Annotated in this window: 23 protein-coding genes; 10 read left to right on the plus strand and 13 right to left on the minus strand. The window is 73.7% G+C overall.

Features of this window, described 5'->3' with window-relative positions; genetic code table 11:
• Nucleotides 1-4: 4 nt before the first annotated feature.
• Nucleotides 5-751: an SDR family oxidoreductase gene (locus ACIGXE_RS03320; protein WP_399742228.1), complete on the minus strand. Its 747-nt coding sequence runs from the start codon at nt 749-751 to the stop codon at nt 5-7.
• A 184-nt stretch (nt 752-935) separates the two neighbouring features.
• On the opposite strand from ACIGXE_RS03320, the gene ACIGXE_RS03325 reads away from it, so the two are divergent.
• Together ACIGXE_RS03325 and ACIGXE_RS03330 are read left to right on the plus strand one after the other, a co-directional pair.
• Nucleotides 936-2,225: a Bcr/CflA family multidrug efflux MFS transporter gene (locus tag ACIGXE_RS03325; protein ID WP_399742231.1), complete on the plus strand. Its 1,290-nt coding sequence runs from the start codon at nt 936-938 to the stop codon at nt 2,223-2,225.
• A 9-nt stretch (nt 2,226-2,234) separates the two neighbouring features.
• Nucleotides 2,235-3,221 (plus strand): small ribosomal subunit Rsm22 family protein, encoded by a 987-nt coding sequence (locus tag ACIGXE_RS03330; protein ID WP_399742234.1) that lies wholly within the window; start codon nt 2,235-2,237, stop codon nt 3,219-3,221.
• A gap of 198 nt (nt 3,222-3,419) precedes the next feature.
• Here ACIGXE_RS03330 and ddaH read toward each other — a convergent pair whose 3' ends face one another.
• On the minus strand, nt 3,420-4,250 hold the full coding sequence (gene ddaH, locus ACIGXE_RS03335) for a dimethylargininase (RefSeq protein ID WP_399742237.1): 831 nt from the start codon (nt 4,248-4,250) through the stop codon (nt 3,420-3,422).
• Nucleotides 4,251-4,400: 150 nt separating this feature from the next.
• On the opposite strand from ddaH, the gene ACIGXE_RS03340 reads away from it, so the two are divergent.
• Complete coding sequence (locus tag ACIGXE_RS03340; protein ID WP_399742239.1) at nt 4,401-5,027, plus strand: TetR/AcrR family transcriptional regulator; 627 nt, start codon at nt 4,401-4,403, stop codon at nt 5,025-5,027.
• 107 nt (nt 5,028-5,134) lie between these two features.
• Nucleotides 5,135-5,914: a bifunctional DNA primase/polymerase gene (locus ACIGXE_RS03345; RefSeq protein WP_399742242.1), complete on the plus strand. Its 780-nt coding sequence runs from the start codon at nt 5,135-5,137 to the stop codon at nt 5,912-5,914.
• A 114-nt stretch (nt 5,915-6,028) separates the two neighbouring features.
• Here ACIGXE_RS03345 and ACIGXE_RS03350 read toward each other — a convergent pair whose 3' ends face one another.
• Genes ACIGXE_RS03350 through efeO form a run of 4 tightly spaced genes read right to left on the minus strand, consistent with a single transcriptional unit; the run spans nt 6,029 to nt 10,354 of the window.
• Nucleotides 6,029-7,039 carry a hypothetical protein gene (locus ACIGXE_RS03350; RefSeq protein ID WP_399742245.1) on the minus strand — a complete coding sequence of 337 codons (1,011 nt, stop codon included), beginning with the start codon at nt 7,037-7,039 and terminating at the stop codon, nt 6,029-6,031.
• On the minus strand, nt 6,999-7,877 hold the full coding sequence (gene efeU, locus ACIGXE_RS03355; RefSeq protein ID WP_399742249.1) for an iron uptake transporter permease EfeU: 879 nt from the start codon (nt 7,875-7,877) through the stop codon (nt 6,999-7,001). The genes ACIGXE_RS03350 and efeU overlap by 41 nt, the downstream gene beginning before the upstream one ends.
• Before the next feature lie 34 nt (nt 7,878-7,911).
• Entirely contained in the window at nt 7,912-9,183 is a 1,272-nt protein-coding gene (efeB, locus tag ACIGXE_RS03360) for an iron uptake transporter deferrochelatase/peroxidase subunit (protein WP_399742252.1), read from the minus strand.
• Between the two features lie 13 nt (nt 9,184-9,196).
• Nucleotides 9,197-10,354, minus strand: a complete 1,158-nt coding sequence (gene efeO / locus ACIGXE_RS03365) for an iron uptake system protein EfeO (protein ID WP_399742255.1) — start codon at nt 10,352-10,354, stop codon at nt 9,197-9,199.
• A gap of 265 nt (nt 10,355-10,619) precedes the next feature.
• On the opposite strand from efeO, the gene ACIGXE_RS03370 reads away from it, so the two are divergent.
• On the plus strand, nt 10,620-11,282 hold the full coding sequence (locus ACIGXE_RS03370; protein ID WP_399742258.1) for a PhzF family phenazine biosynthesis protein: 663 nt from the start codon (nt 10,620-10,622) through the stop codon (nt 11,280-11,282).
• A gap of 179 nt (nt 11,283-11,461) precedes the next feature.
• On the opposite strand, the gene ACIGXE_RS03375 is transcribed toward ACIGXE_RS03370, so the two are convergent.
• Entirely contained in the window at nt 11,462-12,115 is a 654-nt protein-coding gene (locus ACIGXE_RS03375; RefSeq protein ID WP_399742261.1) for a heme oxygenase (biliverdin-producing), read from the minus strand.
• Nucleotides 12,116-12,240: 125 nt separating this feature from the next.
• Complete coding sequence (map, locus tag ACIGXE_RS03380; RefSeq protein ID WP_399742264.1) at nt 12,241-13,098, minus strand: type I methionyl aminopeptidase; 858 nt, start codon at nt 13,096-13,098, stop codon at nt 12,241-12,243.
• Nucleotides 13,099-13,156: 58 nt separating this feature from the next.
• Here map and ACIGXE_RS03385 point away from each other — a divergent pair, with 58 nt between their 5' ends.
• Nucleotides 13,157-13,393, plus strand: coding sequence for a hypothetical protein (locus ACIGXE_RS03385; RefSeq protein WP_399742267.1), 237 nt, complete (start codon nt 13,157-13,159; stop codon nt 13,391-13,393).
• A 129-nt stretch (nt 13,394-13,522) separates the two neighbouring features.
• Here ACIGXE_RS03385 and ACIGXE_RS03390 read toward each other — a convergent pair whose 3' ends face one another.
• Nucleotides 13,523-14,302, minus strand: a complete 780-nt coding sequence (locus tag ACIGXE_RS03390; protein WP_399742270.1) for a hypothetical protein — start codon at nt 14,300-14,302, stop codon at nt 13,523-13,525.
• On the minus strand, nt 14,299-14,889 hold the full coding sequence (locus tag ACIGXE_RS03395) for an RNA polymerase sigma factor (RefSeq protein ID WP_399742273.1): 591 nt from the start codon (nt 14,887-14,889) through the stop codon (nt 14,299-14,301). The genes ACIGXE_RS03390 and ACIGXE_RS03395 overlap by 4 nt, the downstream gene beginning before the upstream one ends.
• Before the next feature lie 139 nt (nt 14,890-15,028).
• Here ACIGXE_RS03395 and ACIGXE_RS03400 point away from each other — a divergent pair, with 139 nt between their 5' ends.
• Nucleotides 15,029-15,493 (plus strand): plastocyanin/azurin family copper-binding protein, encoded by a 465-nt coding sequence (locus ACIGXE_RS03400; protein WP_399742276.1) that lies wholly within the window; start codon nt 15,029-15,031, stop codon nt 15,491-15,493.
• On the opposite strand, the gene ACIGXE_RS03405 is transcribed toward ACIGXE_RS03400, so the two are convergent.
• The gene (locus ACIGXE_RS03405) at nt 15,490-16,770 is read right to left on the minus strand and encodes an MFS transporter (protein WP_399742279.1); all 1,281 of its coding nucleotides are present in this window, start codon (nt 16,768-16,770) and stop codon (nt 15,490-15,492) included. The genes ACIGXE_RS03400 and ACIGXE_RS03405 overlap by 4 nt on opposite strands.
• A gap of 663 nt (nt 16,771-17,433) precedes the next feature.
• Complete coding sequence (locus ACIGXE_RS03410) at nt 17,434-18,039, minus strand: hypothetical protein (RefSeq protein ID WP_399742282.1); 606 nt, start codon at nt 18,037-18,039, stop codon at nt 17,434-17,436.
• Between the two features lie 100 nt (nt 18,040-18,139).
• Here ACIGXE_RS03410 and npdG point away from each other — a divergent pair, with 100 nt between their 5' ends.
• A complete protein-coding gene (gene npdG, locus ACIGXE_RS03415; protein WP_399742285.1) occupies nt 18,140-18,838 on the plus strand; it encodes an NADPH-dependent F420 reductase in 699 nt (232 codons plus the stop codon).
• A 92-nt stretch (nt 18,839-18,930) separates the two neighbouring features.
• The gene (locus ACIGXE_RS03420) at nt 18,931-19,104 is read left to right on the plus strand and encodes a hypothetical protein (RefSeq protein ID WP_399742288.1); all 174 of its coding nucleotides are present in this window, start codon (nt 18,931-18,933) and stop codon (nt 19,102-19,104) included.
• Here ACIGXE_RS03420 and ACIGXE_RS03425 read toward each other — a convergent pair.
• Entirely contained in the window at nt 19,101-19,898 is a 798-nt protein-coding gene (locus ACIGXE_RS03425; protein WP_399742291.1) for a site-2 protease family protein, read from the minus strand. The genes ACIGXE_RS03420 and ACIGXE_RS03425 overlap by 4 nt on opposite strands.
• A 214-nt stretch (nt 19,899-20,112) precedes the next feature.
• Between ACIGXE_RS03425 and ACIGXE_RS03430 the strand changes: the two genes are divergently transcribed.
• Nucleotides 20,113-23,454, plus strand: coding sequence for a BTAD domain-containing putative transcriptional regulator (locus ACIGXE_RS03430; RefSeq protein ID WP_399742293.1), 3,342 nt, complete (start codon nt 20,113-20,115; stop codon nt 23,452-23,454).
• Nucleotides 23,455-23,457: the final 3 nt, after the last annotated feature.

A 23,457-nucleotide genomic window follows, 5' to 3' on the forward strand; every position in this document is an offset into this window, starting at 1 on the left:
GCGCTCAGCCCCGCCCGATGTACGGCATCGTCGTCGCCATCACCGTCGCGAACTGCACGTTCGCCTCCAACGGCAGGCCCGCCATGTGCACCACCGTGGCCGCCACGTCCGCCGCGTCCATCACCGGCTCCACCGCCAGCTCGCCGTTGGCCTGGAGGATGCCGCTCTGCATGCGGGCCGTCATCTCCGTGGCCGCGTTGCCGATGTCGAGCTGACCGCAGGCGATCCGGTACGGGCGCCCGTCCAGGGACAGGGACTTCGTCAGGCCCGTCATCGCGTGCTTCGTCGCCGTGTACGCGATGGAGTGCGGGCGCGGCACGTGCGCCGAGATGGAGCCGTTGTTGATGATGCGGCCGCCCTGCGGGGACTGGTCCTTCATCGTGCGGAAGGCGGCCTGGGCGCACAGGAAGGCGCCCGTCAGGTTGACGTCCACGACCGCGCGCCAGGTCCCGGGGTCGAGGTCCTCGACCGGGACGCCGCCGCCGGCGAAGGTGCCGGCGTTGTTGAAGAGCAGGTCGACCCGGCCCCACCGGTCCCGTACCGCCTCGAAGAGGGCGGCGACCTGGTCGGCGGAGGTCACGTCCGTCGGGACGCACAGGGCCGCGTCCCGGTCGGGGAAGGCCGCGGCCGTCTCCTCCAGGGCCTCCGCGCGGCGGCCCGCGAGCGCCACGCGCCAGCCCGCCTCCGCGAGGGCCTTTGCCACGCTCCGGCCGATGCCCGATCCCGCTCCCGTCACCACTGCGATGCTCATGGGCGCGCAGCGTACGGCAGACGCGTGCCCCTTGAACGCATCCGTCCGACACGTGGATGGTCCGTATCCGACGGACAAGGTGAGGCGGCCGGGGGTCGGCCTGGTCACAGAGGCCGGAAGTCCTGGTCCCGCGCCCGCCTGACACGCGTAATCTAGGAAAGATTTCAACGAAACGGAGTAGTCGATGCCGATACCGGAGAGCGGCCGGGCCACCAGCACCGTCGAGCACACAGTCAGCGCACCGGCCGCCTCCGCACGGAGGACGGGACTGCTCGTCACCCTCGTCCTCGGCGGCCTCACCGCCCTCCCGCCGCTCTCCATGGACATGTACCTGCCGGCCCTGCCGGAGGTCACCCAGGCGCTGCGCTCACCCGCCGCCACCGTCCAGCTCACCCTGACCGCGTGCCTCGCCGGCATGGCCCTCGGTCAGCTGGTCGTCGGCCCCATGAGCGACAAGTGGGGCCGGCGGCGGCCGCTGCTCATCGGCATGGTCGTGTACGTCCTGGCCACCGCCGTCTGCGCGTTCGCGCCCTCCGCCGGACTCCTCGTCGGCTTCCGGCTGCTCCAGGGCCTCGCCGGGGCCGCCGGCATCGTCATCGCCCGCGCCGTCGTCCGCGACCTGTACGACGGCGTCGAGATGGCGCGGTTCTTCTCCACCCTCATGCTGATCTCCGGCGTCGCTCCGGTCGTCGCCCCGCTCATCGGCGGGCAGATCCTGCGGATCACCGACTGGCGGGGCGTCTTCCACGTCCTCACCGGCGTCGGCCTCGTCCTCACCCTCCTGGTCTGGCGCTTCCTGCACGAGACCCTGCCGCCCGAGCGGCGCCACGCGGGCGGCGTCGGCGAGGCCCTGCGCACCATGCGGAGCCTGCTCGCCGACCGCGTCTTCACCGGCTACATGCTGGCCGGCGGCCTCGCCTTCGCCGCCCTCTTCGCGTACATCTCCGCCTCGCCCTTCGTGGTGCAGGAGATCTACGGCGCCTCCCCGCAGACCTTCAGCCTGCTCTTCGGCGTCAACTCGATCGGACTCGTGGCCGTCGGCCAGATCAACGGCAAGCTGCTCGTCGGCCGGGTCAGCCTCGACAACGCGCTCGGCTTCGGCCTCGGCACCATCCTGCTCGCCGCCGCCGCACTGCTCGTCATGACCAGCGGCGTCTTCGGCGAACCCGGGCTCGCCCCCGTCGCCGCCGGGCTCTTCGTCCTGATGTCGGCGATGGGCCTCGCGCTGCCCAACACCAACGCCCAGGCCCTCATGCGCACTCCGCACGCCGCCGGCTCCGCCTCCGCGCTGCTCGGCACCTCCTCCTTCCTGGTCGGCGCCGTCGTCTCCCCGCTGGTCGGCATCGCGGGCGAGGCCACGGCCGTCCCGATGGCCGTCGTCCAGGTGAGCTGCGCGGCCGCCGCCCTCGCCTGCTTCCTGCTGCTCTGCCGGCCCTGGCGCAGGCCTGCCGAGCAGGCCCCGGAAGCCGCCTAAAATGGGCCGGTGAACGCCTCCCATCCCTCCGCAGACACCCTGCGCGGCGCACTCGGCGCGGTCCTCGACGGGCTGCCGCCGCGGCAGGCCGCACGGGCCGTCGAGCGGCTGATCGCCAACTACCGGGGGGCCACCCCGACCGACGCGCCCGTGCTGCGCGACCGGTCCGACGTCGCCGCCTACGCCGCCTACCGGATGCCCGCCACCTTCGAGGCGGTGAGCAGCGCCCTGTACGCCCTCGCGGACGCCGCGCCCGACTGGACCCCCGCCACGCACACGGACGTGGGCGGCGGCACCGGCGCGGCGAGCTGGGCGGTCGCGGAGACGTGGCAGGGCGCGGCCCGCACCACCGTCCTGGACTGGGCCGAGCCGGCCCTCGCGATCGGCGAGGAGCTCGCCCGGGGCGTCTTCGAGGCCGAGTGGCGCCGGGAGCGGATCGGCGGGGCGCTGAAGCTCGCCGACACCGACCTGGTGACCGTCTCGTACGTCCTCAACGAGCTCACCGAGGCCGACCGCACCGCGCTCGTCACCGAGGCCGCGCGCGCCGCCCGCGCCGTCGTCGTCGTCGAGCCGGGTACCCCCGACGGCTACGAGCGGATCATCGCCGCCCGCACCCTGCTCGTCGAGGCGGGCTTCACCGTGGCCGCGCCCTGCCCGCACAGCGGCGCCTGCCCGATCGTGCCGGGCACCGACTGGTGCCACTTCGCGGCCCGGGTCAGCCGCTCCTCCCTGCACCGGCGGGTGAAGGGCGGCTCGCTGCCGTACGAGGACGAGAAGTACAGCTACGTCGCCGCGACGCGGTTCCCCGTGCGCCCCGCCGCCGCCCGCATCACCCGCAAGCCCCAGATCCGCAAGGGCCAGGTCCTGCTCGACCTGTGCGGCCCCGAGGGCCTCGGCCGGGAGACCGTCACCAAGCGCCACGGGCCCCTGTACAAGCAGGCCCGCGACGCCGAGTGGGGAGACCCCTGGCCCACGGAGGAGGAGGGCCAGGGGTAGGGGGAGGCCCCGGGCCGAGGGACGGCCCGGGCGCCGGCGGGACCCTCCGGACCCGCCTCAGGGCCGGACCGTTCCGCGGGCCGACGGGACTTCACGGACCCGGTTCAGGGCCCGACCGCCCCGCGGGCCGACGGGACTTTACGGACCCGGTTCAGGGCCCGACCGCCCCGGGCGCCGGCGGGTCCTTCCGGACCCGGCTCAGGGCCGCAGCTCCTGGGTGCAGCACTTCACGCTGCCGCCGCCCTTGAGCAGTTCGCCCAGGTCCATCCCGATCGGCTCGAAGCCGCGCTCCCGCAGCGGGCCGAAGAGGCCCACCGCCGCCTGTGGGAGCAGCACGTGCCGCCCGTCGCTCACCGCGTTCAGGCCGAGCACGGCGGCGTCCTCGGCGGAGACGGTCAGGGCGTCCGGGAACAGCCGCTCCAGGACGGAGCGGCTGCCCGGCGAGAAGGCGTCCGGGAAGTACATGACCTCGTCGGCCGCGTCGTCCAGGACGCAGAGCGCCGTGTCCAGGTGGTAGTAGCGCGGGTCCACCAGCTCCAGGCCGATCACCGGCCGGCCGAAGAACTCCTGGGCCTCGTCGTGCGAGAGCGGACTGGAGCGGAAGCCGCGGCCGGCCAGGATCCAGGAGGCGGTCACGGCGAAGTCGCCCTCGCCCTCGTTGACGTGCTCCGGCACCCGTACGTCCGCGTCCGGGTAACCGTTCCTGCGGAACCATTCCAGGTGCGCCGCGGCCTCGGCCGAGCGCTCGGGGTGGGCGAACCTGGCGCCGAGGACCCGGCCGTCCACCACCGTGGCGCCGTTCGCGGCGTAGACCATGTCCGGCAGGCCCGGGGCCGGTTCGAGCAGTTCGACCGTGTGGCCGAGCGCGCGGTAGCGGTCGCGCAGGTCCTCCCACTGGGCGAGGGCGAGCGGCAGGTCGACCGGCTTCGTGGGGTCCATCCAGGGGTTGATGGAGTACGTCACCTCGAAGTGCGTGGGTGCGCACATCAGGTAACGGCGGGGCGAGGCCTCACGCGGAGTGTTGCGCAAAGAGGGCTCCTCTACGGTCGCTGATCGTCGATGCTGATCGGTGAGCCCATGGTCCGCTTTCCGGGGGCCGTGCGCAGTGGACCGTTCGGGTGGTTCGGATGAAGAACGGGTGGCGAGACGGAACGTCTCGTCGGCTGGTAGCGTGAGCCCATGTCCGACACCAAGGCGCCCGACTCCTCCCGCCGCAGCGAACGCTCCCGCCGCGCCATCTACGCCGCAGCGCTCGACCTCGTCTCCGAGGCCGGCTACGCGAAGACCACCGTGGAGGGCATCGCCGCCCGGGCCGGCGTCGGCAAGCAGACCATCTACCGCTGGTGGCCCGCCAACTCCAAGGCCACCGTGCTCCTGGAGGCCTTCCTCGACCTCGCCGAGCGGGCCGCCGAGGCTGCGGGCGGCGAGGCCGGAAGTGAGATCCCCGACACCGGCGACCTCGCCGCCGACCTCAGGTCCGTGCTGCGCGCCACCGTCGACGAGCTCAACGACCCCGCCTTCGACCGGCCCACCCGCGCCCTCGCCGCCGAGGGCATCGTCGACGCCGAGCTCGGCGCCGAGTTCACCGCCAAGCTGCTCGAACCCCGGCTCCAGGCCTTCGCGCGCCGCATCGAGGCCGCTCAGGCGGCCGGCGACATCGACCCGGCCGCCGACCCGTGGATCGCCCTCGAACTCCTCGTCGGCCCCCTGCACCACCGCTGGCTGCACCGCACCCGGCCGCTCACCCACGCCTACGCCGACGCCCTCGTCGACCACGCGCTGCGCGGTCTCTCCGTGCGGCCCTGAGCCGGGGAACGGACCCCGGTTCCCGAGTCCGGTCACCCGGGGCGCAGGATGGTGGGACCATGGAGTGCCCGTAGGACCGAACGGGCGAGCATGAGGTGAGGGGATAGATGGGCGACGGCATCGGCCGCTACCGCGGCACGGAGAGCAAACTCGCACAGTGGCTGCGCAGGCGCCCCAAGCGGAGCGCGGCCGACGTCGAGAACGACCGCGAGAAGACGCTCCTGGCCGTCGCCGCCGCGGGGATGCCCCTCGCCCCCGCCGCGTACCCCGTCGGCTACCGCTGTTCCTGTGAGCGGATCGGCTGTCCCACCCCCGCCCGGCACCCGGTCTCCTTCGCCTGGCAGACCCAGTCGACCACCGACCGCGCCCAGATCGAGCGCTGGGCCCGCAACGAGCCCGAGGCCAACTTCATCACCGCCACCGGCATGGTCCACGACGTCCTGGACGTGCCCCTCGCCGCCGGCCGGGCCGCTCTGGACCGGCTGCTCGCCGAGGGCGTCGAGGTCGGCCCGGTCGCCGTCTCCGGCGCGGCCGAGGACCGCGACGACGACGGCCGCATGCTGTTCTTCACCGCCACCCGCGGCACCCCCGAGGACGAGGACGAGTGGTGGCCGTGCGAACTGGACTGCCATCCCGAGACCATGGACGAGCATCCGGGCCTGCGCTGGCACTGCCGCGGCAGCTACGTGCTCGTGCCGCCGTCCCGGCTCCCCGGTGACGAGGGCGTGCAGCCGGTGCTCGGCTGGCTCCGCGGCCCCGAGCACCCGCTGCCCGAGCCGCTGAGCCTCCTGGAGGCCCTCACCGACGCCTGCGCCCGCCACGCGGCGGCGGAGGCCGCGCAGGACGGGTCCGCGGACCGCGAGGCCGCCTGGCCGCTCAGCCGCTGAGCCGCTGAGCGCGCCCCGGCGGCGGAAGAGGGGCACGACCCCTCTCGGGTCACGGCACTTCCAGGGGTCACGTCCAGCCAGGGGTCACGACCCTCCAGGGTCACGCCCCCGGCGTCACGACCCCTCCGCCGCCGTCACACCCTGGAGCCGGCCCACGACCACGACCCCGTCGGCCACCGTGCCCGCCGGCTTCACCAGGACCGCCTGGCTGGACACCCATCGCTTGGTGATCGTGCTGTTCAGCTCGCCGGTCATCAGGGCCTTCACGTCCGTGCCCACCTTCGGCCGGTAGCCCGGCGCGGCCGTCTGCCGCTCGAAGTAGCGGGTGGCGAAGAAGACCAGGGCGCCGCCGTCCTCGGTGGCCAGGCCCAGCGGCGCGAAGTCCCCGCGGCTCTCCGGCTGGTCGACGTACTGCGTGGCGAGTCCGGGGCGGTTGGCCGCCTTCTTGCGCTCGGCCCGCCACTCGGTGGTGTGCGGACCGGCCGCGAACGGCCCCTGCTGCCCGTCCTTGAGGAACGACACGTACCGCTCGCCCAGCGCCGCGGGCGCGACCGCGAGCTCCTTCGAGTCGGTGGCGACGGGCACCGCGTACCCGGCCTCGGTCCTGAAGGCGGGAACCTCGTCCGGGCTCAGGATCGACAGATAGGCGACCTGCCACGGCTGCGTGGCCCCGCCGCGCACGAAGACCAGGACCCAGCGGTTGTCGCCGGGGCCCTGGTCGGTGTCCCGGTTGGAGTCGGTGTCCGCGAGGAACCAGCGCGGCCAGCCGGCCTTCCGGGGTATGACGTACTTCGCGTCGGTGAGCTCCAGCGGCTGGTGGTCCTTGTTGCCGCCGGGGCTGGTGACCTGACGCGACCTCAGACCCGCCTGGTTGATCTCCCCGAGCGGACCGGTGACCCGGCCCGCGTCGAGGGACGGGTCATAGGCCTTGTCGGCCTTGTTGAAGGCGTCGGTGAAGTCCTTGAGGGCCTGCGCGGCCTCGGTCCGGTTCGTCGCGGGGATCAGCTCCCGCTCGCCGTGCACCGTCACGCAGCCGCTCGCGGTCAGCGCCAGGCCGGTGGCCGTCACCGCCGCGAGCAGCGTCTCAGCCGGCCGCTTCCGCCCGGTTCGCCTCAGCCTTCTCATCGGTCGCCTTCTGCTTCTCCACCCGCTTGGACGGACCCGACCCTACCGGGGCCAGGAAGATCGCGAGCGTGGGGATCAGATACAGCGCCCACACCGTGACCTGAAGGACCGTCGGGTCGGGCTGGAAGTTGAACACGCCCTTCAGGAGCGTGCCGAGCCAGCCGTCCGGCGCGATCGTCTCGGAGATGTCGAAGGCCTTGCTCTCCAGGCCGCCCAGGAAGCGCGCCTCCTGCAGGTCGTGCACGCCGTACGCGAGCACACCCGCGGCCACCACGACCAGCATGCCGCCGGTCCAGGTGAAGAACTTCGCCAGGTTGATCCTCAGCGCGCCCCGGTAGAACAGCCAGCCCAGGAACACCGCCGTCAGCAGGCCCAGGACCACGCCGACCAGCGGCGCGTACGTGCCGTCGGAGGAGGCCCGCACCGACGCCCACACGAACAGCGCCGTCTCCAGGCCCTCCCGGCCCACCGCCAGGAACGCCGTCGCGACCAGCGCGCCCGTGCCCATCTGCAGGGCCGCGTCCAGCTTGCCGTGCAGCTCCGCCTTGAGATGGCGGGCGGTCCGACGCATCCAGAAGACCATCCAGGTGACCAGGCCCACGGCCAGGATCGACAGCGAGCCGCCGAGCGCCTCCTGCGCCTCGAAGGTCAGCTCCTGCGAGCCGAACTCGAGGCCGGCGCCGAAGGCGAGCGCGAGCCCGACCGCGACACCGATGCCGATCCAGATCGGCCGCAGGGCGTCCCGGCGCCCCGTCTTCACCAGGTAGGCGATGAGGATGCAGACGACCAGACTGGCCTCCAGCCCCTCACGCAGGCCGATCAGATAGTTCCCGAACACGTCGGTTCCCTTCCTGAGTTACGAGAGTTCCGAGCTACGCGAACAGCGCCCGGCCCCACCAGTCGTCCTTGTCGCGGACGCCCGGCGGGATCGCGAAGATCGCCGAACCGACGTGCTGGGTGTACTCGTTGAGCGCGTCGTTGCGGGCCAGCGAGGTCTGCACCGGGATGAAGCCGGTGCGCACGTCCTTCTGGTACGCGAGGAAGAACAGGCCCGCGTCCAGCCGGCCGAGCCCGTCCGTGCCGTCGGTGAAGGAGTAGCCGCGGCGCAGGATGGTCGCCCCGCCGTTGGTGTCGGGGTGGGCCAGGCGGACGTGCGAGTCCGGCTTCATCGCCTTCAGGAACGGCTCGTCGTGCTCCTTGGCCTTGCCGACGGGCGCGCCTTCCTTCTTGTCGCGGCCGAAGATGTCCTCCTGCTCGGCGAGCGGGGTGCGGTCCCAGGTCTCGACGTTCATCCGGATGCGCCGGGCGACCAGGTAGGAGCCGCCCTCCAGCCACGCGGCCGGACCCTCGGCGTCCTTGCCGGACACCCACACGTGCTTGGCCAGGCGGGCGGTGTCGGTGCCCGCGATGTTGCGGGTGCCGTCCTTGAAGCCGAAGAGGTTGCGCGGGGTCTGGGCGTCCGGGGTCGTCGAGGACGTCTTGCCGAAGCCCAGCTGCGACCAGCGCACCGCGACCTTGCCGAAGCCGATCCGGGCCAGGTTGCGGATGGCGTGCACGGCGACCTGCGGGTCGTCCGCGCAGGCCTGGACGCACAGGTCGCCGCCGCTGCGGGCCGGGTCCAGGTTGTCGCCCGGGAACTTGGGCAGGTCCACCAGGGCCCCGGGCCGCTTGCCGGCGAGGCCGAAGCGCCCGTCGAACAGCGAGGGGCCGAAGCCGATGGTGAGGGTCAGCCGGGAGGGCTTGAGGCCGAGCGCCTCGCCCGTGTCGTCCGGCGGGGCCTCCGGCAGGCCGCCGTAGGCGCCCTCGCCGACCTCGTGACCGGCCGTCATGCGCTCGGCGGCCCGGGTCCAGTCCTTCAGGAGCTGGATCAGCTCCGCGCGGTCCTTGGTCTTCACGTCGAAGGCCGCGAAGTGCAGCCGGTCCTGGACGGCGGTGGCGATGCCGGCCTGGTGCTCGCCGTGGAAGGGGACGGCCGCGCCGCTCTCGGCCACGGGCACGGCGGTGTCGCCGCTCCGGGTCAGGGCGACGGCGCCGCCGGCCGCGGCGGCGCCGAGCGCGAGCCCGGCACCGCCCCAGCCGATCACGGAACGGCGGGAGGGAGCGGCGGCGGCCTGCTCCTCGGAGTTCTTGAGGTCCTCGGTCACTGTCGTGTCCCCCTTACTTCACAACCGCGGCGGCGAGCTTGGAGAGCGGCTCGGCCAGCGCGTTCACGCCGTCCGAGAGCTCCTTGCGCTGCTCCTTGGAGACCTTGTCGTACGAGGTGAAGACGTAGCTCGCCTTGTCCGCGCGGTACTTGTCGAGCAGGGCGTTCAGCGTGGCGAACTGCTTGTCGAGTTCGGCGACCAGCTGGGGGTCGTTCTTCTGCGCGACCGGCTTGAGCAGCTCGAAGGACTTCTGGGCGCCCTCGACGTTGGCCTTGAAGTCGACCAGGTCGGTGTGCGAGTAGCGCTCCTCCTCGCCGGTGACCTTGCCGGTGGCGACCTCGTCCAGGAGCTCCTTGGCGCCGTTGGCCATGGAGGTCGGGGTGATCTCCGCCTTGCCGACCCGCTTCTGCCAGTCGGCGAGGTCCTTGTCGAGGAGGTCGGCGAGCTGCTTCTCGCGGTCGCCGATCTTCTTGTCCTGCCACAGCGCCTTCTCCAGGCGGTGCCAGCCGGTCCAGTCGGTGGCCGGGTTCTGGCCGGCCTCCAGGCCGTCCTCGCGGACGTCGACCTTCGGGTCGATGTCGCCGAAGGACTCGGCGACCGGCTCGGTGCGCTCCCAGCCGATGCGGGAGTCGGCGTAGGCCTTCTTGGCGGCCTCGACGTCCCCGGCGCGGACGGCGTCGGTGAAGACCTTCACCTTCGGCAGGGTCTCGTCGGCCTGCGCCTGGACGTACTGGCGGTAGGCGGCGACGGCGGCGTCCATCTCGGGGGAGCGCTTGGCGGTGCCCGCGCCCGCGCCGGTGGCCTTGACCTGCTGGCGGATGCCGTCGCCCTTCATGCCGGGCTTGCAGGCGATCGCGTAGTCGCCGGCCTTGATCTCGGCGGTGATGGTGGCCTTGGTGCCGGGGCCGATGTTCTCGCGCTCGGTCACGATCCGGTCGTCCGGGAAGAGGACGTAGACCTCGGTGACCTTGCTGCCCCGGTTCTCCACGTTCAGCTTCACGTGGCCGGCCGGGAAGTCCTTCTTGGAGACCTCGCAGGAGTCGTCCTTCGCGATCACCTGGATCGCACCGTCGTCGGCCTTCGAGTCGCTTTTCTGGGTGCAGCCCGTGACGGCGGCCAGGGTCGCCGCGGTGGCGGCGGCGGTGACGACGGAGAGACGGACGGCTCGCATGAGTGCTCCACTCGGGGACGAACGGCGGGGACGGGGTGAGGCGGACCTAACTTAACCGAGGCTTACCTCAGCCATACCCGCCCGTCCAGTGATTCAGCTCTCAGGTCCGGCGGACCGGACACGGCCGGATCACAGTGAGCTCATGGGGTTTTCATGGTCGGGTCAAGGAAAGGTAAAGTCGGGTGGATTGCCCGGATTTGGGTAACGGACCGGTAGATTCCCGGCGCACCCGCGGAACGGGACGCCTGGATGGTTCAATTTCGACATGAACACGACTGACATCGACGTCCTTCGGGTCTTCTGTGCGGGCGACGGCCGCCACGGCAACGCGCTCGGGGTCGTGCGGGACGCCCGGGAATTTCCCGAGGAGGCGTCGCGTCAGGCGCTCGCCAAGGAACTCGGATTCAGTGAGACCGTGTTCGTGGACGACCCGGAGCGCGGGATCGTCGACATCTACACCCCCGGACTCCGGCTGCCCTTCGCCGGGCACCCGCTCGTGGGCGCGGCCTGGCTGCTCGACCTGGAGGTCGTCTGTCCGCCGGCCGGCGAGGTGTGGGTGCGCGGCGACGGGGAGTTCACCTGGATCGAGGCCCGCGCCGAGTGGGCGCCGCCGCGCACCCTGCGGCAGTACGCCTCCGCCGCCGAGGTCGAGGACCTGGAGGTGCCCGAACCGGGGGAATGGATCTACGCCTGGGCCTGGGAGGAGGAGGCCGCGGGGCGGATCAGGGCGCGCGCGTTCCCCGGGCGCGGCGACGGCATCGACGAGGACGAGGCCACGGGCGCGGCCGCGCTGCTGCTCACCGCCCAGCTGGGCCGGGCGCTCAACATCACCCAGGGCCGCGGCTCGCAACTGCTCACCGCCCCCGGCCCGGACGGCATCGTGGAACTCGGGGGCCGGGTCCGCCTGGAGCGGACCCTGACCGTCTGAGCGTCGGGGCGGAGACGGCCGTCGGGGCGCCGGGCCGGAGCGCGGCCGGGCGTTCGGGCGTCGGGCCGGGCTCCGGCCGTCCGGGCGTCGGCCGTCCGGGCATCGGACGGGCTCCGGCCTTCCGGCCGTTCTTGCGTCGGGTCGGAGCCCGGCCCTCCGGCCCTCCGGCCGTCAGGCCGTCACGCGGCGGTGAGCGGGAACTCGCCCGCCAGTTCCCGGAACACCGCGCCGTTGAAGTCGAAGGCGCGCTTGCACTCGTCGACGATCCGCTGCTTCTCCAGGTCGTCCGCGTTCACGTCGTCCAGCAGCTCCCGGTACGCCCGCTTGAAGGCGGCCGGGTTGGCGATCCCGTCGAAGACGTAGAACCGCACGCCGTCGCCCTTGCGTGCGAAGCCCCAGGTGCGCTCCGCCTTGTCGCGGATGATCTGACCGCCCGACAGGTCGCCCAGGTAGCGCGTGTAGTGGTGGGCGACGTAGCCGGCCGGCCAGTCGCGGGCGCACTCGGCGACCCGCGCCGCGTACGCCTCGGTGGCCGGCAGCGCCGTGAGCCCGGCGCGCCAGCCGGGGCCGCGCAGATGCGCGAGGTCCTGCTCCAGGGCGGCCGTGCGGAACAGCTCCGGCCGTATGAAGGGCCCGGCGACCGGGTCGGTCCGCAGCGCGTCCGCGCCGTCCTCCAGGGCGCGGTACACGAACCAGAGCTGCTCCGTGTATCGCGCGTAGGCGTCGACGGCCAGCCGCCCGCCGAGGAGGTCGCTCATGAACGTCGACGACTCCGCTTCCGTGTGCTGCTCGTGCGAGGCGGTGCGGATGAGCGTCGAGAAGGGGGTGTCCAAGGCATGCCTCCGGGACCGTCGGGACCGTAGGGGTCGGGAACCACTGCCGATCCTGCCGACTTAGGCTTACCTAAGTCAACTGGTTCCCGACGTCCTGTCGGTAAAGACGCTACCCCTCGGAGGCGTCAGGGCAACGTGAGAATCTCCGCGCCGGTCTCGGTCACCACGAGCGTGTGCTCGAACTGCGCCGTCCGCTTCCGGTCCTTGGTCACCACGGTCCAGCCGTCGTCCCACATGTCGTACTCGTGTGTGCCGAGCGTCAGCATCGGCTCGATCGTGAACGTCATGCCCGGCTGCATCACCGTGGTGTGGTGCGGGGAGTCGTAGTGCGGAATGATCAGTCCGGAGTGGAAGGACGAGTTGATGCCGTGCCCCGTGAAGTCCCGGACGACGCCGTAGCCGAAGCGCTTGGCGTACGACTCGATGACCCGGCCGATGATGTTGACCTGGCGGCCCGGCTTGACCGCCTTGATCGCCCGGTTGAGGGACTCCCGGGTCCGCTCCACGAGCAGCCGGGACTCGTCGTCCACGTCACCGCACAGGTAGGTGGCGTTGTTGTCGCCGTGGACGCCGTTGATGTACGCGGTGACGTCCAGGTTCACGATGTCGCCGTCCTTCAGGACGGTCGAGTCGGGGATGCCGTGGCAGATGACCTCGTTGATCGACGCGCACAGCGACTTCGGGAACCCGCGGTATCCGAGCGTGGACGGGTAGGCCCCGTGGTCGCACATGTACGTGTGGGCGACCCGGTCCAGCTCGTCCGTGGTGACGCCCGGCGCGATGTGCTTGGCGGCCTCCTCCATCGCCTGCGCGGCGATGCGGCCGGCGATCCGCATCCGCTCGATGGTGTCGGAGTCCTGCACCTCCGGACCGGAGTACGGGGTGGGAGCGGGCTTTCCGACGTACTCGGGGCGACGGATGGACCCCGGAACGGAACGGTGGGGGGACAGCTCCCCCGGTACGAGAAGCGACTGGCCAGACATGTCAGCGAGTCTATCGACCGCGTCTGGGGCAGCATGGTGACGGAGGAAGGAGCCGAGGATGGCCCTGTTCAAGAAGCGTACGGCCGGCAAGCCGGGCGAGTGGTACTACTGCCTGCAGCACAAGAAGGTCGAGGAGGGCCCCGAGTGCCCGGCGAAGGACCGCTTCGGTCCGTACACCAGCCGCGAGGAGGCCGCCCACGCCATGCAGACCGCGGAGGAGCGGAACCTGGAGTGGGACACCGACCCCCGCTGGCACGACAGGGCGGGCAAGGACGACTCCGAGGGCCAGGGCTGAGGACGGGCCGGCGGCCAGGGCCGAGGACGGACCGGGGAGCCTGGGGCGAGGTCGGCCAGGTGGTGTCCTTCGGACGCGGCTCCCTGATCCGGCCCGATCCGCCCTGTCTGCCCGATCCCAAAGACATCCCTAGACAGCCGGGGGCGCGGGCCGGAAGTCCAGGGCCCGGGCCGTGACCCCGCGGTCAGGCCCCGGGCCGGGCGCCGGGCCGGAGCCCGACCGGTCCTCGCCCGTCGGCGCCGGGAAGCGTGCCGTGGCCAGGACCGTGCCGTCCTCGGCCACCAGCCGGGCGCCGGTCACCGTGGCCGGATCGATCTCGGCCGGCGCTCCCCAGTACCCGTAGCCGCCCCTGAGCGGGAACGACCCCACCGGCACCGCCGAGCCGTCGGACCGTACGAGCAGACACCGCACCGGCCCCGGGCCCGCCCCCTCCAGCTCGACGGACATGTAGACCCAGCCGCCCGCACCCGAGCCCGCCCCCGGGTGGGCGTAGATCCGTCCGACCTGGTGCCCGTCCGAGACCAGCGCCGCCTCCACGAGCCCCGCCTGCCGCTCGACGACCGGCGGCGCGCTCTGCAGGCCGCCGCCGACGGCCCACCCCCCGAAGCCGCAGGCGAGCGCGGCCGCGACGGCCGCCACCGCGAGCCGCACCCTCCCGCGCCGCCGCGGCCGGACCGGCGGCGGGACCAGCGCCCGCGCCACCCGCGTCTCGAAGCCCACCGGAGGCTCGGCGTCCGGCAGCAGCCCGATCAGACCGTCGCCCACCACGGTCAACCGCTCGACGTACTCCCGGCAGTCCGGGCAGCGGTCCAGATGGGCGACCGCCTCGGCCCGCTCCTGGGCCGGGAGGGCACCGAGCGCCAGCTCGGCGCCGAGCTCGCGCAGCCGGGCACAGTCCACAGCGCTCACCGCCCCTCCCCGCTCCGGTCCGCCTCGTTCCCCAGGAGGGCCCGCACCTTGATCGTCGCCGTCCGGATCCGGGTCTTGGCCGTGCCCAGCGGGATGTCCTCGAGACCGGCGACCTCGCGCGCCGTCATCCCGTAGATCCCCGCCATCACCAGCGCCCGCGCCTGCTCGCGCGGCAGCGCGGCCACCGCACGCCGGACCCGCTCCGAGCCCTCCTCGGCGAGCGCCCACCGCTCGGGGGTCTCCGTCACGGCGCCGAGCAGCGCGTCCAGGTCCTCGGGCGCGACCGGGCTGGCCCGCCGGGCCCGTACGGCGTCGATCGCGAGGTGGTGCGCGATGGTCGTCAGCCAGGTCCGTACCGAGCCGCGCCGGGAGTCGTAGACCTGGGCGTGCCGCCAGGCCCGCTCGAAGGTCTGCTGGGCGATGTCCTCGGCGAGCTGGGGGTCGCCGACGACGGCGACGGCCACCCCGAAGACGGTGCGCTGGAAGCGGCGCACGAAGGCCACCGCGATCTCCGGATCGCCCGTGGTCAGACCGGAGAGCAGTGCCTCGTCGGACACCCCTCCGAGAGAGGGGCCCATGCGCCGCATACCCGTGGATACGTTCCGTCGCCCCGTAGGGATTGCCTCGGACCGCCTCCCCGAAGGGAGCGCCCGAGGCCATTGTCCGCCGCGATCGGTCGCAATCCGCCGCCGTGGCCCGGCCGTATCTCCTGCGGAGGACCGAACCATGACGTATCTACGAACGCGGAACCGCGTGGCGCTCGGTCTGGTGGCCGGCGCGCTGACCGCCCTGCTCGCCGCCTGCGGCGACAGCGGCGGAGACGGCGGAGGCACCGCCCCGCCCCCGAAGCCGACGACGACGGCGGGCGCGACCCAGGTGAACGCGGACCTGGCGGACTTCCGCATCACCCTCTCCCGGCAGAGCTTCGACCCCGGGCGGTACGCCTTCGTCGCCAAGAACACCGGGCAGCACCAACACGCCCTGGAGATCGAGGGACCCGGCGGCGAGAACAAGACGAGGACGCTTCAGCCGGGCGAGTCCACGACGCTCACCGTGACGCTCGCGTCCGGCACGTACACGGTCTACTGCCCGGTCGACGGCCACAAGGACAGGGGCATGAAGACGGAGATCACCGTGGCCGGCGCCCCCGGCTCGCCCGGCTCGCCGAGCTCGCCGAACAACGGCTACTAGCCCGCGGTGGCGACCGCCTCCTGCTGGGCCTTGCGGGCCAGCGCGTCCTCGTCCGTCCCGGCGTCGTACGCGAGCAGCTTCGGCAGCGCGAGGCACAGCAGGCCCACGGAGGCGACGCACGCGACACCGCCCGACCAGATCGCCGCCCGGGTGCCGGTCCAGCCGGCCATCGTGCCGGCGCGGAGCTGACCGAGCTGCGGTCCGACGCTGTACGAGAGGACCTCGATGCCCGCGAGCCGGCCGCGCAGCTCCTCGGGGATGGTCTGGTTCCAGATCGTCGCGCGCCCGAGGCCGCTCAGCATGTCGCCGGCGCCGGCGAAGGCCAGACAGAGCAGCACCAGCCACACGTTCCCGAACCAGCCCGCCGCCGCGATCGCGAGGCCCCAGCCGGTCGCCCCCGCCACCACGAGCAGGCCGTGCCGGCGGACCTTCGCCGTCCAGCCGCTGGTGAGCCCGAGCACGAGCGAGCCGACCGAACCCGCCGCGTACATCAGGCCGAGCGACCAGTCCGCGTCCAGCTCGTCGGCGAGGAACGGGAAGATCGTGTTCGGGAAGGCGAAGAACATCGCCGCCAGGTCGATCGCGTACGTGCCGAGCAGCACCGGCCTCGACCACGCGTACCGGGCGCCCTCCACGATCCCGCGCAGCGAGGGCTTGTCGGCGTCGTGCGCCGGCGGCGCGGGCGAGAGCCGGCGGCACAGCAGGACCGAGACGGCGAAGCCGCCGGCCGCCACCGCGTACGCCGGGGCGTGGCCCGCGTAGGCGACGACCAGGCCCGCGAGGGCGGGTCCGGCGATGGAACCCACCTGCCATCGCAGCGAGTTCAGCGCGGCCGCCGCCGTCTGCTGCTCGTGCGGCACGATCCGGGCCATGAGCGAGTCGAGCGCCGGCCGCTGCAGGCCGGCGAGGGCCGAGACGCCGGCCGCGACCACGTAGAGCGGCCACAGCATGGGCCGCGGCAGCAGGGCGTTGAGCAGCAGGACCAGGGCGAGGACGCCGAGCCCGGCCTCCGTCGCCACGATCACCTTCCGCCGGTCGGCGGCGTCGGCCAGCGCCCCGCCGTACAGCCCGAACACCACCAGCGGCACGAGCTCCACGGCGCCCATCGCGCCGACCGCGAACGGCGAGTCGGTCAGGTCCTTGATCTGCAGCGGCAGGGCGATCAGCGCCATGAAGCTCGCGAAGAAGGCGACGATGCCCTGGGCCCAGAGCAGGCGGAAGTCGGGGGAGGAGCGCCAGGGCGCGAGATCGGGGAACAGCCGGGCGAAGCGTTTCACGAGGCGCCATGCTCGACCGCCCCCCACCCGAAGGCAACCGATTTACCCCCCCGCCCTCCCGCGCCGGGAACACCCCGCCCCCGGCCCCACCCAAGCCCTCCACGCCCCGAAACCGTCCCCGCCTCGAGCCCACCCTCGCCCTCCGCAGCAGCGGGCCGTAGGGGTGGCCGCCTCGACCTTCGCGCGCGGGACGGGTCCCTCACCCTCGACGCGCCGCAACGGTCCCGGCGCCGGGTCCCCCGGCCGCCCCGCCGCCTCCGTGTGGGCAGTCGTTCCGCTGGGGCGGGACGGGTGGGCACACGGGACCGCGCCGGGCGGCGCGTCCGCCCCCTGTACCTCCCCGCACCACCACGGCGCCGCGCCCTCGGGGCCGGCGTCAAGGCGCGGAGAGCCTGGGCCCGGCAAGGGGCGACGTCCCGTGTGCCCACCCGTCCCGCCCTGCGGGACGATTGCCCACACGGCGGTGGGCGGGGGCCGCGAGCCGCGCCCCGTGCGGGGGCGGGCGGTGCCCGCAGGTCTGGGCATGTGGGTGCTGAGGGCGGCGCCCACACGGCGGCCGGCGGGGCCGCGGGGCGGCGCCCGTGGGAGGGGCGGCCGGGCGGTGCCCACGTGCGGGGGCGGCTGGGCGGTGGCGCCCGTGGCGGGGAAGGTGGGGCCGGGGGTTTACCAGCGGGCCGGGGGTGGGGCGGTCAGGTGGTCTGTCAGGCGGGACAGGCGGTCGCGGAAGCGCATCCGTCCCCGCGGCGCCGACGGCAGGTAGTTCTCGCCCGTCGCCGCGCTCACCAGGTGCTGCACGGTGTCCAGGTCCACCCCCGCGTCCGCCCCCACCGTCAGCGTCTCGTGCGCCAGCCCGACCACTTCCGTGTCGCCGCCGTCCAGCGACAGCACCGTCGCCCCGGCCCTGCGCGCGTCGTGGACCCGTTCGAGCAGGCCCTCGTCGGGCCGGGCCGGCGCGACCATCAGGAGCGTCGCCCCGCGTCCCGCCGACTCGATCCGCCCCAGCCCGACCGCCAGGTGCGCCGGATCGCCGGGGCGCACCCGGTGCCGGACCAGCGTCGGGGCCAGCTCGGGCCGCCCCGACCAGGCGGACTCGTCGACGAGATGCGCCGCCAGGTGCCACGGCTCGTACTCCGCCGTGCCGACCAGCAGCAGCCCGCCGCCGCGGGAGACGACGGAGGACCGGAGGGAGCCCGCGAAGCGGCGGGCGGCGGCCGGCCACTCGGTCCCGGCGAGCACCTCGCGCAGCAGTGCGACACGTACGGCGTCCATGGGCCGCATGGTGCACGACACCGGCCCCCGCGGGCGGGGGTTCGCAGCGGACTCACCCGGACGGGTCCGGGCCGGGCGACCGGCCAGTAATGTCGAGGCCATGACTTCCTCCACGACTGCACCCGCCCCCAAGGACCCCTGGGACCTCCCCGACGTCTCCGGTCTCGTCGTCGGCGTCCTCGGCGGCACCGGCGACCAGGGCCGCGGCCTCGCCTACCGCCTCGCCAAGGCCGGCCAGAAGGTGATCATCGGCTCGCGCGCCGCCGACCGCGCCCGGACCGCGGCCGACGAGCTGGGTCTCGGTGTCGAGGGCGCCGACAACGCCGAGTGCGCGCGGCGCAGCGACATCGTCATCGTGGCCGTGCCGTGGGACGGGCACGCCAAGACCCTGGAGGCGCTGCGCGAGGAGCTCGCGGGCAAGCTCGTGGTGGACTGCGTGAACCCGCTGGGCTTCGACAAGAAGGGCGCCTACGCGCTCAAGCCGGAGGAGGGCTCCGCCGCCGAGCAGGCGGCGGCGCTGCTGCCGGACTCGCGGGTCACCGCCGCCTTCCACCACCTGTCGGCGGTGCTCCTCCAGGACGCCTCGATCGACGAGATCGACACCGACGTGATGGTCCTGGGCGAGGTGCGCGCCGACGTGGAGCTCGTCCAGGCCCTCGCCGGCCGCATCCCCGGGATGCGCGGCGTCTTCGCCGGCCGGCTGCGCAACGCCCACCAGGTCGAGTCGCTCGTGGCGAACCTGATCTCGGTGAACCGGCGCTACAAGGCCCACGCGGGCCTGCGGGTCACGGACGTCTGAGCCGGTCCGGCCGGAGCCGGTCCCGTCGCGGACCGGGGCATGGGGGACACTGGACGGGCACCACCCGCCGTACCCGGACAGGAGCCGACCCCATGCCCCGCCTCGCCCTCTACGCCCTGGTCGTCTGCGCGCTCGCCGTCGTCGCGGCCGTGATCTCCTTCGCCCAGGGCAGCCTGATCGGCATCGTGTGGGTGCTGCTCGCCGGCCTGTCCTCGAACATGGCGTGGTTCTCCCTCAAGCGCGCCCGGATGACGGCCGAGCGTTAACCGACCTGGCAGAACTCCGGCGTCTCCTGCCAGAACCGGTACAGGGTCGAGCCGCAGTAGCGGGAGACCTCCGGCACGCCGAGCGCCCGCATCAGGGCGTCGATCGCGTCGAAGAAGGCCCCGTTGACCGCCGGCACGAAGAGCAGCGCGATCACCACGAAGAAGCCGTAGGGCGCGTACGGCTCGATCTGGCGCTTGACGCCGTACGACAGCCAGGGCTCGATCACGCCGTAGCCGTCCAGGCCCGGCACCGGCAGCAGGTTCAGGAGCGCGGCGGTCACCTGGAGGAACGCCAGGAACGCGAGCGCGTACCGGAAGGCGACCGGCACGCCGTCGAGGGCGCCCAGCCAGAACGGCGCGGTGCAGACGACGGCGAAGAGGACGTTCGCGAGCGGTCCCGCGGCCGAGATGAGGCTGTGCTTCCAGCGCCCGTGGATCCGGCCCCGCTCGACGAAGACGGCGCCGCCCGGCAGACCGATGCCGCCCATGATCACGAAGAGCACCGGCAGGATGACGCTCAGGACGGCGTGGGTGTACGCGAGCGGGTTCAGCGTCAGATAGCCCTTGGCCCCGATGGTGATGTCGCCGCCGTGCAGGGCCGTGCGGGCGTGCGCGTACTCGTGGAGACAGAGCGAGACGACCCACGCCGAGGTCACGAACAGGAACACCGCGAGGCCGGGCAGCGCGGCGAAGTCGCTCCACACGGCCCAGCCGGTGACGCCCATGACCGCGAGGATCGCCAGGAAGACGGGGCTGATCCGCCGTTCGTCGTGACGATGCGTGGTCGTGGCCATGGGTGGACTCCCGGGGAGGTGCGGATGCGGGTGGCACGGCCGTACACCGTGCCCCGGAAACGTACCGACCCCCACGGGAGGTTCCATCCCCGGGCCCCCACCCACCGCGGCGGGGCGCCTTGGCGGGGCGGTGCCCGCACGGGCGGAAAGGGGGGCGGAAGCGGGTCGGGAAGGCGCGTGGGGCCGTGGGGAGTGGCTCGCGGAGAATGGGGGCGTGCGCTATTCGGTCCTCGGCCCCACCCGGGCCCACACAGCAGAAGGCACCGTCGCCGTCGGCGGCCCCCGCGTCCGCGCCCTGCTCACCGTGCTCGCGGTGCGCGCCGGCCGCACGGTGCCCGTGGGGGTGCTGGTCGACGAGGTGTGGGGGGTCGAGCCGCCGGCCGACGCGGTGGCCGCGCTGCAGGCCCTCGTGGGCCGGCTGCGCCGGGCGCTCGGCCACGAGCGCGTGGTCTCCGTCGACGGCGGCTACCGCCTCGCCGCCGCGCCCGAGGACGTCGACGCCCACCGCTTCGTCCGTCTCGCGGCCGACGGCGTACGGGAGCTGGACGCCGGCCGCCCCCGCCGCGCCGCCGAGCTGCTCGACGAGGCCCTCGCCCTGTGGAAGGGGACCGCGCTCGCCGACCTGCCCGACCGCGCCGCCGAGGCCGCCCGCTGGGAGGCCCGTCGGCTGGACGCCCGCCGGGCCAGGCTGACCGCCGCGCTCGCCCTCGGCGAGGCCGCCGCGGCGCTGCCCGAACTCGCCGCCCTGTGCGCGGAGCACCCGCTCGACGAGCCCCTGCAGGCGCTGCGGATCCGCGCCCTGCGCGACACGGGCCGGCCGTCGGAGGCCCTCGCCGCGTACGAGACGGTCCGGCGCACCCTCGCCGAGCGGCTCGGCGCGGATCCGTCCCCGGAACTCCGCGCCCTGCATGCCGAGTTGCTCGACGCCCCGGCCCAGGCCCCGGCGCCCGCCGGCCGTCCCCTCACCGGCAATCTGCGGGCCCGCCTCACCAGCTTCGTCGGGCGCGAGGACGACATCTCCGCCCTCCAGGACGATCTGCGCACCGCGCGGCTGGTGACCCTGCTCGGTCCTGGCGGCGCCGGGAAGACCCGGCTGTCGCAGGAGGCCGCGGAGCGGGTCGGCGGCGGGTGGCGCGACGGCGTCTGGCTCGTCGAACTCGCGCCCGTCGCCGACCCGGAGGCCGTCACGGAGGCCGTGCTCGCCGGCGTCGGCGCCCGCGAGACGGTGCTGCGCGGCGCGGGCGCCGAGGAGCTGCGCCTCGGCGAGGATCCGACCGGCCGGCTCGTCGAGTACTGCGCGGACCGCTCCCTGCTGATCCTGCTGGACAACTGTGAGCATGTGGTGGGCGCGGCTGCGGAGTTGGTGGAGGTGTTGCTGGCGCGGTGTCCGGGGGTGACGGTGCTGGCGACGAGTCGTGAGCCGTTGGGGGTGCCGGGGGAGGTGCTGCGGCCGTTGGGTCCGCTGCCGCCGGCGACGGCGGTGCGGCTGTTCGGTGAGCGGGGTGCGGCGGTGCGGCCGGGTTTCGACGTGGCGGAGGACCTGGGGGCGGCCGAGGAGATCGTGCGGCGGCTGGACGGTCTGCCGTTGGCGATCGAGTTGGCGGCGGCCCGGCTGCGGATGTTGTCGGTGCGTCAGATCGCGGAGCGGCTGGACGACCGGTTCCGGTTGCTGACCTCGGGGGCGCGGACGGTTCTGCCGCGGCAGCAGACGCTGCGTGCGGTGGTCGACTGGTCCTGGGACCTGCTGGACGGGCCGGAGCGTGCGGTGCTGCGGCGGTTGGCGGTGTTCACCGGCGGCTGCGACCTGGAGGCGGCGGAGGCGGTGTGCGGGGGCGGCCCGGACGCGCCGGGTGACGCGGCGGGCGCCCTGCCGGAGGGTGCGCCGGGTGACGCGCCGGGCGGCCTGTGGGGTGGTGCGCCGGGTGATGTGCTGGGCGTGCTGGGGTCGTTGGTGGACAAGTCGCTGGTCGTGGCGGCCGAGACCGAGGCGGGGATGCGGTACCGGCTGCTGGAGACGGTGGCGGAGTACGCCGCCGAGCGGCTGGACGAGGCCGGCGACCGGGCGGCCGCCGAGCGCCGGCACCTCACGTACTACCGCGAGCTCGCCCGGCTCACCGACCCCGAACTCCGCACCGGACGCCAGCTCGCCGCCGTCGCCCGCTTCGGGGCCGAGTACGGGAACCTGCGGACCGCGCTGCGGCGGGCCGTGGCCGCGCGGGACGAGCACGAGGCGCTGGTCCTGGTGCACTCGCTGCTCTGGTACTGGAACATGCGGGACCTGCGCGTCGACGCCCTGCACTGGGCGGAGTCCGCCGCCGCGCTCGGACCCGATCCGTTCGGTCCCACGCCGGCCCCCGTCGTCCCGCTGGAGGAGCCGTGCACGGCCGCGCCCCCGCCGCTCTCGGAGGAGCAGCTGTGGGAGGCCCGGCGCGGGGTGCGGCTCATCGAGCTGATGAACATGGACCACGAGACGGGCCGCTGGACCACGCCCGAGGGGGTCGAGCGGCTGAAGCTGATCACCGCCGTCTACCCGCCGGGGCTGCCCCAGACCTGCCGCCTCCCCGGATCCTTCGCCGTCTTCGGGGTGCTCCTCATCGGCGAGCCCGGCCGCATGCAGGAGGCCCTCGACGCCCATGTCGACGCCTGCCGCCGCCACGGCTACGACTGGGAGCTGGCCAACGCGCTCCAGCTGCGCGCCAACCTCCTGGCCAACCGCGCCGACCTGGCCCAGAAGGCGGGCGCCGACGCGGAGGAGAGCCTGGAGATCTTCGTACGGCTCGGTGACGCGTGGGGCGCGGCGGAGGCGCTGTCCTCGCGCGCCGAGGCCCGCGAGCGGCGGCTGGAGTTCGAGGGCGCCGCCGAGGACTTCGCCGCCGCCATCGGCTACGCGGAGCGCGTCGGCGCCCAGGCGCAGATGGGGCTGCTGCGCGCCCGGTACGCGGACATGCTGATCGAGACCGGCCGTCAGGAGGAGGCCGAGGTGATCCTGCGGCAGGTGGTGGAGGGCGAGCACGGCCGTGGCCACGAGCCGATGCTGGCGGCCCGGATCTTCCTGGCGATCCTGCTCGGGCGCACCGGCCGCACGGCGGAGGCGCGCGAGCACCTGCTGCGGCTGCTCGCCGACTTCAAGGCGGAGACCTTCTCCATCTTCGAGGGCTTCACCCTCGGCAGCCTGGGCTGGGTGGACAACCTGGAGGGGCGGTACGCCTCGGGCTTCGAGCTGGCCCGGCGGGCGTTCGAGCGCTCGCTCGGCTCGCTGTCGATGATGGTGGCCCCGCAGATGCCGGCGATCCACCTGATCACCGCGGCCTGGGCCCTGGCCGGACGGGGCGGGGCGGCGGCACGGCTCGCCGCGACGCTGCTCGGCGCGTACGAGTCGCTGCTCCCGCCGGCCCATCTGCCCTCCCCGATGGAGCAGGAGAACCGGCGCCGGGCGACCGAGCTCACCCGGGCCGCCCTCGCCGACGACGCGGTCTTCGAGGCCGCCTACGCCGAGGGCGACGGCCTCTCCCTGGAGGAGGCCGCCGCCCTGCTCGAACGCGCCGACGCGATCTGAGGC

It is taken from the genome of Streptomyces sp. NPDC053431, assembly GCF_044544925.1.
Taxonomy (GTDB): domain Bacteria; phylum Actinomycetota; class Actinomycetes; order Streptomycetales; family Streptomycetaceae; genus Streptomyces.